This window comes from Amphritea opalescens, assembly GCF_003957515.1.
GTDB lineage: Bacteria > Pseudomonadota > Gammaproteobacteria > Pseudomonadales > Balneatricaceae > Amphritea > Amphritea opalescens.
Genome location: NZ_RQXW01000003.1, coordinates 14,692 through 28,771, shown reverse-complemented (window position 1 = coordinate 28,771; position 14,080 = coordinate 14,692). Strand labels below are relative to the sequence as shown.

13 protein-coding genes are annotated in these 14,080 nt (G+C 48.0%); 8 read left to right on the top strand and 5 right to left on the bottom strand.

Translation table 11 applies throughout. The features are described 5' to 3' along the window. Window position 1: 1 nt before the first annotated feature. A complete protein-coding gene (locus EH243_RS04020) occupies window positions 2-1,057 on the bottom strand; it encodes a DUF3530 family protein (RefSeq protein WP_126157367.1) in 1,056 nt (351 codons plus the stop codon). Window positions 1,058-1,171: 114 nt separating this feature from the next. Here EH243_RS04020 and rpe point away from each other — a divergent pair, with 114 nt between their 5' ends. Together rpe and EH243_RS04010 are read left to right on the top strand one after the other, a co-directional pair. Then, window positions 1,172-1,840, top strand: a complete 669-nt coding sequence (rpe, locus tag EH243_RS04015; protein WP_126157366.1) for a ribulose-phosphate 3-epimerase — start codon at window positions 1,172-1,174, stop codon at window positions 1,838-1,840. A gap of 49 nt (window positions 1,841-1,889) precedes the next feature. Further along, complete coding sequence (locus tag EH243_RS04010) at window positions 1,890-2,570, top strand: phosphoglycolate phosphatase (RefSeq protein WP_126157365.1); 681 nt, start codon at window positions 1,890-1,892, stop codon at window positions 2,568-2,570. On the opposite strand, the gene nhaR is transcribed toward EH243_RS04010, so the two are convergent. Next, complete coding sequence (gene nhaR / locus EH243_RS04005; RefSeq protein WP_126157364.1) at window positions 2,536-3,486, bottom strand: transcriptional activator NhaR; 951 nt, start codon at window positions 3,484-3,486, stop codon at window positions 2,536-2,538. The two genes, EH243_RS04010 and nhaR, sit on opposite strands and share 35 nt — an antisense overlap. Before the next feature lie 682 nt (window positions 3,487-4,168). On the opposite strand from nhaR, the gene trpE reads away from it, so the two are divergent. After that, on the top strand, window positions 4,169-5,653 hold the full coding sequence (trpE, locus tag EH243_RS04000) for an anthranilate synthase component I (protein ID WP_126157363.1): 1,485 nt from the start codon (window positions 4,169-4,171) through the stop codon (window positions 5,651-5,653). A 205-nt stretch (window positions 5,654-5,858) separates the two neighbouring features. After that, window positions 5,859-6,848, top strand: coding sequence for a CobW family GTP-binding protein (locus EH243_RS03995; protein ID WP_126157362.1), 990 nt, complete (start codon window positions 5,859-5,861; stop codon window positions 6,846-6,848). On the opposite strand, the gene EH243_RS03990 is transcribed toward EH243_RS03995, so the two are convergent. Beyond that, window positions 6,845-7,342, bottom strand: coding sequence for a MarR family winged helix-turn-helix transcriptional regulator (locus tag EH243_RS03990; protein ID WP_126157361.1), 498 nt, complete (start codon window positions 7,340-7,342; stop codon window positions 6,845-6,847). The two genes, EH243_RS03995 and EH243_RS03990, sit on opposite strands and share 4 nt — an antisense overlap. Before the next feature lie 199 nt (window positions 7,343-7,541). Between EH243_RS03990 and EH243_RS03985 the strand changes: the two genes are divergently transcribed. The 4 genes from EH243_RS03985 (at window position 7,542) to EH243_RS03970 (ending at window position 11,858) form a co-directional block, all read left to right on the top strand. Continuing rightward, window positions 7,542-8,534, top strand: coding sequence for an ABC transporter substrate-binding protein (locus tag EH243_RS03985; protein ID WP_126157360.1), 993 nt, complete (start codon window positions 7,542-7,544; stop codon window positions 8,532-8,534). 80 nt (window positions 8,535-8,614) lie between these two features. Beyond that, window positions 8,615-9,514 carry an ABC transporter permease gene (locus EH243_RS03980; protein WP_126157359.1) on the top strand — a complete coding sequence of 300 codons (900 nt, stop codon included), beginning with the start codon at window positions 8,615-8,617 and terminating at the stop codon, window positions 9,512-9,514. Next, on the top strand, window positions 9,507-10,751 hold the full coding sequence (locus EH243_RS03975) for a quaternary amine ABC transporter ATP-binding protein (RefSeq protein ID WP_126157358.1): 1,245 nt from the start codon (window positions 9,507-9,509) through the stop codon (window positions 10,749-10,751). The genes EH243_RS03980 and EH243_RS03975 overlap by 8 nt, the downstream gene beginning before the upstream one ends. 231 nt (window positions 10,752-10,982) lie before the next feature. Continuing rightward, a complete protein-coding gene (locus tag EH243_RS03970; protein WP_126157357.1) occupies window positions 10,983-11,858 on the top strand; it encodes an exonuclease domain-containing protein in 876 nt (291 codons plus the stop codon). Window positions 11,859-11,984: 126 nt separating this feature from the next. Here the strand turns inward: EH243_RS03970 and purT are convergent, their stop codons facing one another. Next, window positions 11,985-13,166 (bottom strand): formate-dependent phosphoribosylglycinamide formyltransferase, encoded by a 1,182-nt coding sequence (gene purT / locus EH243_RS03965; RefSeq protein ID WP_126157356.1) that lies wholly within the window; start codon window positions 13,164-13,166, stop codon window positions 11,985-11,987. A gap of 72 nt (window positions 13,167-13,238) precedes the next feature. Next, on the bottom strand, window positions 13,239-13,973 hold the full coding sequence (locus EH243_RS03960) for a sulfite exporter TauE/SafE family protein (RefSeq protein WP_126157355.1): 735 nt from the start codon (window positions 13,971-13,973) through the stop codon (window positions 13,239-13,241). Between the last annotated feature and the right edge of the window lie 107 nt (window positions 13,974-14,080).

The window sequence follows — 14,080 nt, the reverse complement described above, 5'->3', positions numbered from 1 at the left end:
TTTAGCTGCCGGGTGTAAGTTCGGCTTGATTAGCGGTTGTTGTGTCCGGCGGCTGAGATGTCTGTAGGTGATTCTTAAGAATGCCTCTGAGTTGCCGCGTCAGCCACAGGGGCTCTTTTTTGGAAGCATTGGCCCGCTGGTTTAGACGAAACTGCTGATAGCCCTCGTTACCACTCCTGAGCGCAGTATGCATACGCAATTTCGCCTGTTGTTGCTGATAACGGTTGTCGTTAAACCAGAGGTCCAGTATCGGCGACTGGCTGTTTTTAATCATTGTCAGTAGCGAAGGCGCCTTGTCATCCGTAACGGGCATGGGATCGAGCAATACCAGAAACCGATTTTCTTGGGTTTCATCCTGACTGAAGTAGTGCATTGCCCAGACGGCTCCTTCGCCAATACCGAGAATAATAGTGATATCTCCAGGTAGCTCGGCCAGACGACTGGCGGCGAGGTCACCCAGTGTGACTATTTGCTGGGTATATTCAACCATCGGGTCATTCGCTGAAGGCGTCTCCGCTGCATCGGGAGTTACTGAAGCTGCGTCGGCGGTTTCAGTCGAGGTTTGATCGGCATCGGCGGTTTCGTTGTCGCTAGGACTCTGAAGCTGGTTGCTGTTCTGCAGGTTGGGAAGGGTACGTTTAGGGATGGCTGCAGCGGGTGGACGTGGCAGTGATAGGCTTAGCGTGTTCCAGCCATATTCTGTTAGCTGTGTGCGAAGCGGATGCACGAGGTCGGGCCAATCTGCCCCAGTACTGGGTGCCGTGAACATAATCACATGACCGGTTGGCGTTGCTGTGGTCGCCCGTTGTAGCAGCGCCAGTTGTTTCTGATCGTTGAGTTCTAACCAGACGACATCGGTTTCAGCGTTTTGTGCTTGCGCTAGATCTGCTTGCTGCTGTCGTGCGGGATCAGGCATGACTCGGCTAGCGGTGGTTGCCTCCGTTGTGCTGCTGTCGGCTGAGTTGGCCTCGGTATCATTGGCATTATCGGTCTCTGCCGCCGATGATAGGGTGCTAATGACTAAAAATAGTGTGAAAAACAGGGGTTTAAGTTTCATGCTTCGATTATTAAAGAGCTGCACGATATTAGCAAGAGCGAAAGCTGGTTGAGTTTCGATGCGTGCGAAGTACAATAGCCCAATCCTCTACCTTTTACTTTCCGAGAGTCGTTCATGGCTGATTATAAGATTGCTCCATCCATTCTGTCTGCAGACTTTGCCCGCTTGGGTGAAGAGGTTGAAAATGTGCTTGCTGCGGGGGCTGATTATGTCCACTTTGATGTGATGGATAATCATTATGTGCCAAACCTAACGATTGGTCCGATGGTGTGTAAGGCGCTACGTAAGCACGGTATTGAAGCCCCTATCGATGTACATTTGATGGTGAAACCCGTTGATCGGCTGATCGGCGACTTTATCGATGCCGGCGCCAGTATTATTACCTTTCACCCAGAAGGCTCTGAACATATTGATCGTTCGTTGCAGATGATTCGTGATGGTGGTTGTAAATCAGGCTTGGTGTTTAATCCAGCGACTCCACTGAGCTATCTAGACTATGTGCTCGATAAAGTGGATATGATTCTGCTGATGTCGGTTAACCCTGGATTTGGCGGTCAGAAGTTTATTCCGGGTACGTTGAATAAGCTAAAACAGGCCCGTGCGATTATTGAACAAAGTGGCTACGATATTCGCCTCGAAGTGGATGGCGGCGTTGGTATTGCCAATATAGGCGCAATTGCCGCGGCTGGAGCGGATACCTTTGTGGCGGGTTCAGCCATTTTTAATACCGACGACTATAAAGCCACCATCGATAAGATGCGGGCTGAATTAGCGCAAGTATAACCTCTTCCCGAAATCATGATTAGCTGATGAATAGGATCGACTCACTGCTATGTTATTAACCTCTCTTTATGACGGTGAGTACCCTCAATTAGTACTGTTTGATCTAGATGGTACCCTGTTGGACAGCGTTCCTGATCTAACCTTGGCGATTGATCGGATGCTTGCCGCGCTGGATCGACCAATAGTCGGCGAAACTCAGGTACGCAACTGGGTGGGTAATGGTGCACAGATGTTGGTCAAACGGGCGCTTGCCTATAGCGGTGCTGCTGAGGACGATAGCGCACTGTTTGATCGGGCGTTTGAGTTGTTCTTACACCATTATGGCCTCTGTTGTGCGGAGCAAAGTCGGCTCTATTCGGGCGTGAGAGACTTTCTCAATGCTTTGCAAGCGCGTCAGGTTATGATGGGGTTAGTGACGAATAAACCGATGAGTTTTACCCAGACGCTGATGGATGAGTTTGATCTTCGCCAGTATTTTTCAGTGATCCTCGGCGGCGATAGTTTGGCGGAGAAAAAACCACATCCTCTTCCGTTACGTTATGCGATGGAAAAAATCGGTGTTGCTGTGGAGCAAACGCTGATGGTGGGCGATTCACGCAGTGATATTAAAGCCGCGCAAGCGGCGGGTTGTCGGGTGGTTGCGGTCACCTATGGTTATAATCATGGCGAGCCCGTCTCGCTATATCAGCCGGATATTATTGTTGATGATCTGATGCAGTTGACTCGCTGATCACTGCTTTATCAGACGGTTCCGCCTCATCAAAGAATGCCATTTTTGCCGCATTGCACACCGCGAGTACACCGGGGTGACTCACTCGTCGCTCCAATGAGATCGCATAAAACCGTTCCCGAATATCATCCATCCTACCGATCACTTCCACACCGTATTGTCGGGTCATCTGCTGTTCGATAACGGTTGGCGCGCAAAATATGCCAGCGCCGGAGAGACCAAAGGCCTCTATTAATGCCGTATCGGCACATTCAACACGGATATCCGGACGAATTTTATAGCGCTCGAACCAGCGTTTCAGCCCCATGCCGCGCTCTGTTTCGGCGGAGGGCATAAGCATGGGGGCGCCTTCCAGTGAAGCGGGAAAGTTAGCTCGATAAGTGGCGGCTACCGTGGTGGTGGCGAAAAAACTAAGGCCGCATTCGCCTAATAGGTGGTTATAGCCGCGAATATGAAAGCTAGCATCAAGAGGTCGATCAGCCAGTACCAGATCGAGCTTCTGGGTGGCGAGATCCGCCAGCAGACTCGGAAGTGGGCCTTCTTCGCAGATTAGTCGGCTTGCATCATTGAGCTTCAGTGCCGGTTCTAGCAGGTGGTAGGTGATCAGTTTGGGCAGCACGTCGGCGATACCAATATTGAAACGTTGCTGCTTATGAGGGGCCGGATTATCAATACTCTGTTGTAGTTCATCCCCTAGCTGGAAAATGTCTTCGGCGTAGTTGAGGGCGTGTTGTCCAGCCTTTGTCAATATGAGGTTACGGCCGCGTTTTTTAAACAGCGCAGTGCCCAGTTCATGTTCAAGCAGCTTTAGTTGGCCACTAATGGTTTGAGGTGTCAGGTGGAGCTTCTCACTGGCTCTATTAATGCTGCCTTCCTGGGCAACAACGAGAAAATAGCGCAGATGTTTAAAGTTCATGGTGATACCTGAATAGGGATAATGATCGAATAAATCTTACTATTTACATAGTAAATTCGTATTTTATTTATAGTTGGGTTGACTATACTGTGACTTATCGGCTTTGTCATGAGTTCTCAGGTTCCCCCTCAGGCTCATGTTTACCGAGTTGTTAGAAAGGTTGTTACAAGGTTGTCGCTATTGTTACATAGTTAAGTTGTTACAAAGTTAGGCTGTTAGGTACGTTGTAAGGCTCTCTAGTCTTAAGTAAGTGGACTCTCATCCAATCATTCACCCGACTCCCAAGGTCGGGTTTTTTTTGTCTAAAAATTAGCCATCATCTTGGCAGTACTCAATTCGCGCTAGATATTATTTCTGGGATGCGAGAATGTGCGTCAGGGAAAGCCCATCAAATAGCCTCTAGACTGAAAAATATAGTCTGTAAATAACGACTCGGTTGATTCAAAGAGAGGCCTGCTATAAGGTTGGATATCTGAATTAACGATTGTCTGGAATCACTGTGTCAGATTTGCTATCCCCTATTGAAATTAAGTTGTGTACCCACTATGTCGGGGATCGCTGGCGATGGCGTAACTGAGCCCTGCTTATCAGTTATTACGCTGGCTGAATCAGTTATCGATACAGCCGAAATAGATTTCAAAACTCTGTACTACCAATAACAGAGTCGTTATGAGAACACACCATGACCCCTGAACAATTTGCTGAGCTAGCGGCTCAGAATTACAACCGTATCCCCGTCGTTCGTGAAGTATTGGCGGATTTAGATACACCCCTGTCGACCTATATGAAACTCGCCAATCAGCCTTATACTTATCTGCTGGAGTCTGTTGAAGGCGGAGAAAAATGGGGGCGTTATTCCATTATTGGTCTGCCGAGTCGGACGGTACTGAAAGTCTTTGGCCACAGTATTCGGGTAGAAACCGATGGTGAGGTCGTTGAGCAGGCTGAGGTTGAAGATCCTCTGGATTTTGTCGAACAGTTTCAGGCGCGTTATCGGGTCGCTGAGTTGCCTGATCTGCCCCGCTTTAACGGTGGGTTAGTCGGTTATTTTGGTTATGACAGTGTTCGTTACGTCGAAAAACGCCTGGCGGATAGTGCGCCCACGGATGTGATTGGAACACCGGATATTCTGTTGATGGTGTCCGATGATGTGGTAGTCTTTGATAATCTCAGCGGTAAGCTTATCTTGATTAGCCATACCGATCCCGCTGAAGACGATGCGCTGGCTCAAGCACAGTTGCGCTTGGATGAGCTTGTCACACGGTTACGCTTCTCTGTGCCTCAACAGAAAACCACGCCGAGCGAGCGTCGCGAGGTATCTGAATCGGAATTTAAGTCCAGCTTTGGTGAGCGGCAATTTAAAGATGCTGTCGATCGGATTAAAGAGTACATCCTCTCAGGGGATGTGATGCAAACCGTGATCTCACAACGGATGACGATTCCCTTTACCAGCAGCCCGTTGGATCTTTACCGGGCATTACGCTGTCTTAATCCTTCCCCCTATATGTATATTCTGCACCTTGAAGATCATCATGTGGTGGGCTCTTCTCCAGAGATTTTGGCACGGGTTGAAGATCGCGTAGTGACGGTGCGACCGATTGCCGGAACCCGCCCTCGGGGTGAAACCGAGGCGGAGGATATTGCCTTAGAGAAAGAGTTGTTGGCCGATCCGAAAGAGTTAGCTGAACATCTGATGTTGATCGATCTTGGTCGTAATGATGTCGGCCGGGTATCGCAGATTGGTCAGGTGGAATTAACCGCTCAGATGGCGGTCGAGCGTTACTCTCATGTGATGCATATTGTGTCGAATGTGATAGGGCATTTAAAACCGGACGTCTCGGTGATGGATGTGCTACGTGCAACACTGCCGGCGGGTACTTTAAGCGGTGCGCCTAAAGTGCGGGCGATGGAAATCATTGATGAACTGGAGCCGGTTAAGCGGGGTGTCTATGGTGGCGCGGTCGGTTATCTGTCTTGGAATGGCAATATGGATACCGCGATTGCTATTCGTACGGCGGTGATTAAGGATGGTGAACTACATATTCAGGCTGGCGCCGGTATTGTGGCGGATTCTGTTCCTGATTCCGAATGGGATGAAACGATGAACAAAGGTCGAGCAATCTTTAAGGCCGTCGCGATGGTTGAGCAGGGATTAGATAATCTTTAAATTTAATCTCTATTGATAAAAGCCTCCTCCGGGAGGTTTTTTTATGTTTTGCTTATCTCCAAAGTAGACAAATCGTTGTTTAAAAATAGAGTGCTTTCGATGGTTGAGCGGTTGTTAAGGATTATTCGGATCAACCGATATTGAGGGTTATGATGCGACAGCGATTTTGTTATATTGTAACAAATTATTTTTGTAAGGTTTGACGATGTTTACACAGATACCGACCAACATTATTACCGGCTTTCTCGGGGTGGGTAAAACCACGGCTATTCAACAGCTGTTAAAGAATAAGCCGGTGGAAGAGCGTTGGGCTGTGCTGGTGAATGAGTTTGGTGAAATCGGTATTGATGCCAGTCTATTAGCCAACGAGCAGCAGTCAACCGGCGTATTTATGAAAGAGGTGCCCGGTGGTTGCATGTGTTGTGCTGCGGGTATTCCGATGCAGGTTGCACTCAGCCAATTAATTCGTCAGGCAAAGCCGGATCGTATTCTGATTGAACCGACGGGCTTAGGTCACCCTTTAGAAGTCATCAGGGTGTTGCAGCAACCGCACTATCGTGAGGTTTTAGATCTACGCACGGTGATAACGCTGGTGGATGCCCGTAAGCTTGCAGATGCTCGCTATACCGAACATGATACTTTTAATCAGCAGTTGCAAGTGGCTGATCTGGTCGTGGCGCATAAGGAAGATCTGTACCAAGGAGCGGAAATGGATCAACTGACTGATTATCTGTCTCAGCTTGAGAGTCAGGCGCCGGTGGTTGGCTGCTCGAACGGTCAGCTGAATCTGTCGTGGCTGGAAGCCGTGTCTAAACACCGTGCGGATAAAGTACCGGCCGAGTCATCCCATCAACACCATGATCATTATCAGGCCGATGATGAGATCCCGGCCTGCGGTTATCTGCGTAAAGATAATCAGGGTGAGGGTTATTACAGCAGTGGCTGGATCTTCAGTCCTGAGTTCGAGTTTCGCTATGCTGATCTAGAGCCACTGTTAATGGGCTTGGAATCCGAACGCTTGAAAGCGGTATTTATTACCGACGAAGGCATATTTGCGTTTAATCAGATGGATTCAGTGCTGAAAGTGCAGGCGTTGGATGAAGTGATGGATAGTCGCATTGAAGTGATTGGTGAGGAGCCCGACCATTGGGCGGGGCTCGAACAGCAGCTACTGGAGATGGCGGTACGCTGCTAGAGTTCGCCGAACTCACGTGTTGGTGCAGCGATGTCGAGTAACGGGGCTGCATCAAGGGTGCCTGCATCCATCATACCTGACACCTGTTGCAGGGCAGCAAGGATATGCTGTTGCTCGATATTCTCTAAGTTTTCAAACCGGGTAATAAAGGATTCGTGCAGTAACGTCGGCACGGTTTGAAACACCTCTTCTCCTACCTCGGTTAGTCGTGCATTGACGATTCGTCGATCAGTACTGCTGCGAAGTCGCTCGACTAACTTGCGCTCCTCCAGACGATTCATGATGGTGCTGACTGTCGCCTGGCTCAAAGAAACATCATCAGAGATCCGTTTCACGGTTACGTCTCCCAACTCTTTAATGGCCCGTAACACCATCACCTGCGGAATCGTCAGTCCACAAGCCTTAACGACCCGCTTTGATTGAAGATCTGTTGCCCGAATGATTTTTCGTAACTCAATCAGAACATCCTGCCAGCAGGGGCTAATATCAGTCATTGTCTCTAAATGTCCTTTTAAATCTTGAAAAAGCCAGACGAATAGAGAGCTGAAGAATCCCGCTCGGGGAACTAGCTTTGATAACGACCAGCAGAAGCACTTCGACCATTTAACCATATAAATAGTTTGAGTTCTAACTATTAGAGGTCTAATATATTGAGATCAAATTATATTCGACTAATAAAATCATGGAGGCGTCATGAGAAAATTGATTGCTGCATCGGCAATGTTGCTGGCCGTTACACAGGTACAAGCAGCAGACGAGTGTGGGAAAGTCACTATTGCAGATATGAATTGGAGCTCTGCAACATTGATAGCCAATGTGGATAAGTTCATTTTGGAACATGGATACGGTTGCGAAGCAGAACTCGTGCCTGGGGATACCATGCCAACGGGCACCTCCATGATCGAAAAGAGCGAGCCTGATATTGCCCCAGAGATGTGGAGCAACGCGATGCGTGATGCGCTGGATAAAGGTGTAGCGGAAAAACGTCTGCGCTTTGCCGGTAACTCACTGTCTGATGGTGGTGAAGAGGGTTTTTGGATACCGGAATATCTGGTCAAAGAGTACCCTGAATTGGCAACGATCGAAGGTGTGAAGAAACACGCTGCCCTGTTTAAACACCCAGAAGATCGTAGTAAATATGCATTCTATGGATGCCCAGCGGGTTGGAACTGTCAAATCAGTGCAAGTAACCTGTTTAAAGCTTTGAATCTGGCAGATGTTGGTTTTGATCTGATCGATCCCGGTTCAGGTGCTGGACTCTCAGGTTCTATCGCTAAGGCATTTGCCCGTGAAGAACCATGGTTTGGTTACTACTGGGCACCTACCGCGGTGCTGGGTAAATACAAAATGGTGAAAGTCGATTTCGGTTCGGGTGTCGATAAAGAAGAGTACGTTAAATGTACATCATCTAACGAATGTGAAAACCCTAAAGTCACTATGTATCCACCTTCATTGGTGCAAACATTAACGACTGAAGAGTTTGCTACCCGTGTACCAGCGGCTTATGAATATGTGTCTAAGCGTTCGTTGACGAATAAGCAATTAAACACGCTGCTAGCTTGGATGGAAGATAATCAGGCTGATGGTGAAGTAGCCGCTGAGTATTTCCTTACTGAGCATGAAGACCTTTGGATGCCTTGGGTTTCGGCAGATGTGGCTGCAAAAGTGAAGCAAGCCCTGCAATAATAATTGCGGTTGGATGCTAAAAAATCACTGCCTGATTGCCTACAGTAATCGGGCAGTGTTGTTTCTGAAAGAGGTTATATATGGCTGATGCAAGCTGGTTGAGTGAGATACCCCAACTAAGCCGGGGGAGTCTCAGGGATATCCGGAAGTTTCTGGATACCGAGTATCGTGATTTTTCCCGTGAATATGGTGAGATGATTGAAGGGTTTTTCGACCCTTTGTTAACGTTTTTAGTTTGGTTTGAAAAACTGCTATTAGCAACACCCTGGTGGTTAGTGATTGCGATTATAGCGGGCCTAGCCTACCTTTCGAGTCGTTCATGGAAGCTTAGCTTAGGTGTGGTGATATCGTTCTTTATGATCGGTTATTTCGGCATGTGGGATAACACCATGCGCACCATGAGTATTATTTTGGTGTGTACCTTCATGGCCATCGCCTTAGGGGTGCCCATAGGGATCGCGATGGCACGTTCCGATCGGGTGCAGTCCGTGGTGACGCCGCTATTGGATATCATGCAAACCATGCCAGCGTTTGTGTATTTGATTCCCGTCGTAATGCTCTTAGGTATTGGTAAAATTCCAGGGGTTATCGCCGTTATTATCTATGCGATACCACCGGTGATTCGTTTGACCAATCTCGGTATCCGGCTGGTGGATAAAGATGTGCTTGAAGCAGCCACCGCCTATGGTGCCAGCTCGATGCAGCGATTGGTGGGTGTCCAGCTACCCTTGGCCATGCCTACCATTATGGCGGGTATCAACCAAACCATTATGATGGCGTTATCGATGGTAGTTATCGCCTCGATGATCGGTGTTAAAGGGTTGGGACAACCGGTATTGAAATCCATTACTAACCAGTACTTTACGTTGGGCTTATTGAACGGCTTGGCAATTGTCGCATTGGCGATCATTTTTGACCGAGTCTCTCAGGCATATGCTAAACGGAGTCAGCGATACCTAGGGGGTATGGATAATGGGTGAATCGGGTAAAAAAGCTGCCGCGACGACGCTGATTAAGATCGAAGGGTTGTATAAGCTTTTCGGGAATAACCCTAAGAAATACATGCCGTTGGTGCATGAGGGTAAAAGTAAGGATGAAATTCTAGCGGAAACGGGTCATACACTCGGTCTTAAAGATATTAATCTGACCATCAACAAAGGTGAAATTTTCGTGATTATGGGGCTGTCGGGCTCTGGTAAATCCACGTTGATTCGCCACTTTAACCGACTGATCGATCCGACTGAAGGTGTTATTGAAGTCGAAGGCACCGACGTCATGAAACTCGGGCCTAAAGAGTTGGAACAATTCCGTCGGCACAAGATGTCGATGGTGTTTCAGCGCTTTGGATTGTTACCGCATAAATCTGTCGTCGATAATGTTGCTTATGGGCTCTCTATACAGGGGGTCAGTAAGGCCGAGAGTAAAGCGAAAGCGACCGAATGGCTAGCCACGGTTGGCTTGGCGGGTTATGAAGAGCAGTATCCAGCCCAGCTTTCGGGTGGGCAGCAGCAGCGGGTCGGATTGGCTCGGGCATTGTGTACCGATGCTGAAATTCTATTGATGGATGAAGCCTTTTCCGCACTTGATCCATTGATCCGTTCCGAGATGCAGGATCAACTGATCGAGTTACAGGAAAAACTGCACAAAACCATTATCTTTATCACCCACGATCTTGATGAAGCACTGCGTATCGGTGACCGTATCGCGATCTTGAAAGATGGTGAAATGGTACAGCAGGGTGAGCCTGAAGATATTTTGCTCAATCCCGCTGACGCTTATGTCGAAGCCTTTGTGCGCGATGTAAACCGTGCCCGTGCACTGACTGTCGAGACCGTGATGAAGGCGCCAGCCTCACGTATCACGGCTGATACCATCGAAGAAGCTTTAAAACAGATGAAAGGTTTTAAAGGTGATTATGGTTATCACATCAATGATGAGGGTTATCAGGGTGTTCTGACGGAAGAGACCTTACAAGCTGCGTTTGAAGACGATAAAAAAGCGGATCTTGATTCTCTTCAATATGAAGACTTGGATGCCATTTCGCAGGATGCGGTGCTAGAAACGGTTATCCCCGAGACCTTGAATGCGGAGTACTCTCTACCGGTTATCGATGAAGAGGGGCAGATGACTGGGCAGTTATCCCGTCAGACACTGGCTGAAGTATTGGGGAATGACGATACATCGGAAGACACCGCTGAAGAGCAGAAAAAAAGCTAATCTGTTGTTTAGTTTTTAAAAGGCTGATGTTCGCGCATCGGCCTTTTTGCGTTTAAGTATTGAATTTAGGTTAATTGATCACTCAGGCGGATATTGAGTATGATTAATGTTTAGCGTGGTTAGTTAATTTTTTTCTGATATTGAAGCGCTTGAGGTGCATTTTAGTGATTATCAGATTACGACATACCATGTATAGATGAACAATCAATTGTTCGGGGATAGGGAGCTAAAATGGAATTTATTGCAATTGATGTAGAAACCGCTAATGCTGATATGGCTTCAATATGTCAAATTGGACTCGCAAAATATAAAGATGGTGTGCTTGAAAAAGAGTGGTCAAGTCTCGTAAACCCTGAAGATTATTTTGATGCTATCAATATAGGTATTCATGGAATTACAGCCGATGATGTAAGTAATGCACCGACTATTTTAGAAGTTTTTGCCGTACTTGAAGAGTTTATGTCAGGATCCATATGTGTAAGCCATACGCATTTCGATCGAGTTTCGTTGTATCGTGCTTTTGAAAAGTATTCACTAGAACATTTAGATGTCACTTGGTTAGATTCTGCTCGAGTTGCGAGACGAGCATGGGAAGAGTGTGCATGGAAAGGGTATGGCTTATCGAATGTTTGTAAAATTATTGGTTATGATTTTAAACATCACGACGCATTAGAGGATGCTAAGGCTGCGGGGCAGGTCATAATATCGGCTATAAATAAAACTGGTATTGATCTCGAGTCATGGCTGATACATATCAAGAAACCTATAGGCCTTAACGAAAGAGCCATTAGGCAATCAATCAAAAAAGTAGCAAACCCCGAAGGCGAGCTATACGGAGAAGTTATCGTGTTTACTGGCGCACTAATTATTCCGAGAGCTGAGGCTGCAGCTTTAGCGGCTGATATTGGATGCACTATAGGTACTAGTATTACAAAGAAAACTACTTTGCTCGTAGTAGGTGATCAAGATATAACCAAGCTAGCGGGTAAAGAAAAAAGCTCGAAACATATTAAGGCCGAACAATTAATAGCGAAAGGCCATAATATTAGAATTCTAAAAGAAAGCGACTTTAAAGAATTAATTGCCCAATCATACTCAGTTGTATAGCAGTGTATTGGTAGTGTTCAGAACTCTGTGTCACTTCACCCCAAATAAAACCACCCGATGGGGAAACGAAATGCCCCATCGAATGATGCTGTCTTGCTTAACCCGTGGTGAAACGGGTTTAGTTATTTAGATTTCTACCTGAATGGCTGCCGCAGCGGCCAGCGCTTTTGTTTTTGCGTTGTCGATATCGGTTCCCCGTGCCAGCGCTACACCCATACGGCGTTTGCCGCTGAGGCCGGGTTTTCCAAATAGACGTAACTGAGTATCCGGTTCCGCCAGCGCAGCCTCCAGATTGGAGAAACTCAGTTGTTTTGATTCCCCCTCAACCAGAAGAACCGCAGATGCGGATGGGCCGTGCTGCACGATGTTAGGGATGGGTAGGCCTAAGATTGCCCGAGCGTGCAGGGCGAACTGCGATAGATCTTGAGAGATCATAGTCACCATACCGGTATCATGAGGGCGGGGGGAGACTTCGCTGAAGTAAACCTCATCACCTTTGATAAATAGTTCGACACCGAAAATGCCACGGCCGCCCAGTGAGCCAGTGACTTTTTCGGCGATCTCTTTGGCCCGTTCAAGAGCCTTATCGCTCATCGCTTGTGGCTGCCAAGATTCGCGATAATCACCATCTTCTTGGCGGTGTCCGATCGGTAGGCAGAAGCTGGTGCCTTGGATATGGCGGATGGTCAGCAGAGTGATTTCATAATCAAAATCGACAAAACCTTCGACGATAACCCGCCCTGCGCCAGCTCGGCCGCCTTCCTGTGCATAGGTCCAACTGCTGTCGATATCGGCCGTTGTTTTGATGGTGCTCTGGCCTTTACCAGAAGAGCTCATAATCGGTTTAACCACGCAGGGCATGCCGATCTCAGCCACGGCGTTTTCAAAATCGGTGCGGTTATCGACAAACTGGTAGTTTGAGGTTGGAATACCAAGCTCTTCGGCGGCTAGTCGACGAATGCCTTCACGGTTCATGGTGAGTCGCGCAGCATTGGCGGTCGGCACTACATTGAAGCCTTCCTGCTCCAAGGCAACGAGGGTATCGGTGGAGATCGCTTCGATTTCCGGCACGATATAGTCGGGCTTTTCCAGTTCAATCACCCGCCGCAATTCGGCACCATCGAGCATTGAAAAGGTGTAACTACGATCGGCAACCTGCATGGCGGGGGCATTTTCATAACGGTCGCAGGCGATAACTTCACAGCCATAGCGCTGCAGTTCAATCACCACTTCTTTGCCCAGTTCGCCAGAACCACAGAGTAAAATTTTAGTAGCCGACGATGAGAACGGTGTACCGATATGAGCCATGAGGAGAGTCCTATCCTTTAAAAAGTAGGGATTATATTTCAAGAATGCGGTGGCCCCTAATATTTATGCGGATTAGAGCGCCAACCAGCCGAGTAAGCCTTTGATGCCGACTAACAGCGCAGAGGCGCCGGAAACGGCTAATAACATCGGTTTTGCTGAGGTTGTGGATAACTTACCATCAATTTTTCGGGCTAAAAAGAAACCGAGAAACAGCCCAGGAACTATTTTTAGACTCAGTTGGGCGCTGTGCCAGTCGAGGCTGCCTTTATAGATCAGCATTAACAGGGATATCGGCGTGCCGATCAACAGAAAGGCAGCGATTTCGCTACGTGCGGTAATCCTATCCTGTTGTTGGTAAACCAGCGCTATTGGTGGTCCGCCTACGGAGGTGGCTGTGCCCCCGACACCGGAAAAGAACCCACCGATGATTAGGTTGATTGGCGTGACTGAAATATTGAACCGCCATAGACTAAGAAGTACGGCGGTGAGGACGGAAAAACCGAAAAAGAGGCTGAGGGCATATTGTGGTAACGCGACTAACAACGCTGCACCACACCAAGCTCCGGGAATTCTAGCGATGATAGCTGGCGTAACCCGTCGCCAGCGCAGGGCATTGCGTTCCCGTATAACCATCATTAAGGCTAAACCAAAACCGACGAGCAAGACTGGGCCGGGTACATAAGCGGGGTTGATCAGATAAAGTAAGGGCGCAGCCAGTAAGCCATAACCGATGCCCACGACAGTTTGCAGGGCAATGCCGCAGGTGACGATCAAGACGGCCAGTAGTTCCGGCAGGGTATATAACATAGTTTGTGCACTGTATCGGGAAAAGAGAGTGGGCAGTATGCCAGCGCATGGGACGAACGGATATCACTAGATTAAAAATGCTATAGCTGGAGTAAACGTATCAGGAC

What these genes read in the sequence shown, in the direction of transcription:
- EH243_RS03975 (WP_126157358.1), top strand. Translation starts at nt 9,507, where the DNA reads ATGGGTGAATCGGGTAAAAAAGCTGCCGCGACGACGCTGATTAAGATC.
- EH243_RS03990 (WP_126157361.1), bottom strand. Translation starts at nt 7,342, where the DNA reads ATGACTGATATTAGCCCCTGCTGGCAGGATGTTCTGATTGAGTTACGA.
- EH243_RS03985 (WP_126157360.1), top strand. Translation starts at nt 7,542, where the DNA reads ATGAGAAAATTGATTGCTGCATCGGCAATGTTGCTGGCCGTTACACAG.
- trpE (WP_126157363.1), top strand. Translation starts at nt 4,169, where the DNA reads ATGACCCCTGAACAATTTGCTGAGCTAGCGGCTCAGAATTACAACCGT.
- rpe (WP_126157366.1), top strand. Translation starts at nt 1,172, where the DNA reads ATGGCTGATTATAAGATTGCTCCATCCATTCTGTCTGCAGACTTTGCC.
- EH243_RS03980 (WP_126157359.1), top strand. Translation starts at nt 8,615, where the DNA reads ATGGCTGATGCAAGCTGGTTGAGTGAGATACCCCAACTAAGCCGGGGG.
- EH243_RS04010 (WP_126157365.1), top strand. Translation starts at nt 1,890, where the DNA reads ATGTTATTAACCTCTCTTTATGACGGTGAGTACCCTCAATTAGTACTG.
- EH243_RS03970 (WP_126157357.1), top strand. Translation starts at nt 10,983, where the DNA reads ATGGAATTTATTGCAATTGATGTAGAAACCGCTAATGCTGATATGGCT.
- EH243_RS03960 (WP_126157355.1), bottom strand. Translation starts at nt 13,973, where the DNA reads ATGTTATATACCCTGCCGGAACTACTGGCCGTCTTGATCGTCACCTGC.
- EH243_RS04020 (WP_126157367.1), bottom strand. Translation starts at nt 1,057, where the DNA reads ATGAAACTTAAACCCCTGTTTTTCACACTATTTTTAGTCATTAGCACC.
- nhaR (WP_126157364.1), bottom strand. Translation starts at nt 3,486, where the DNA reads ATGAACTTTAAACATCTGCGCTATTTTCTCGTTGTTGCCCAGGAAGGC.
- purT (WP_126157356.1), bottom strand. Translation starts at nt 13,166, where the DNA reads ATGGCTCATATCGGTACACCGTTCTCATCGTCGGCTACTAAAATTTTA.
- EH243_RS03995 (WP_126157362.1), top strand. Translation starts at nt 5,859, where the DNA reads ATGTTTACACAGATACCGACCAACATTATTACCGGCTTTCTCGGGGTG.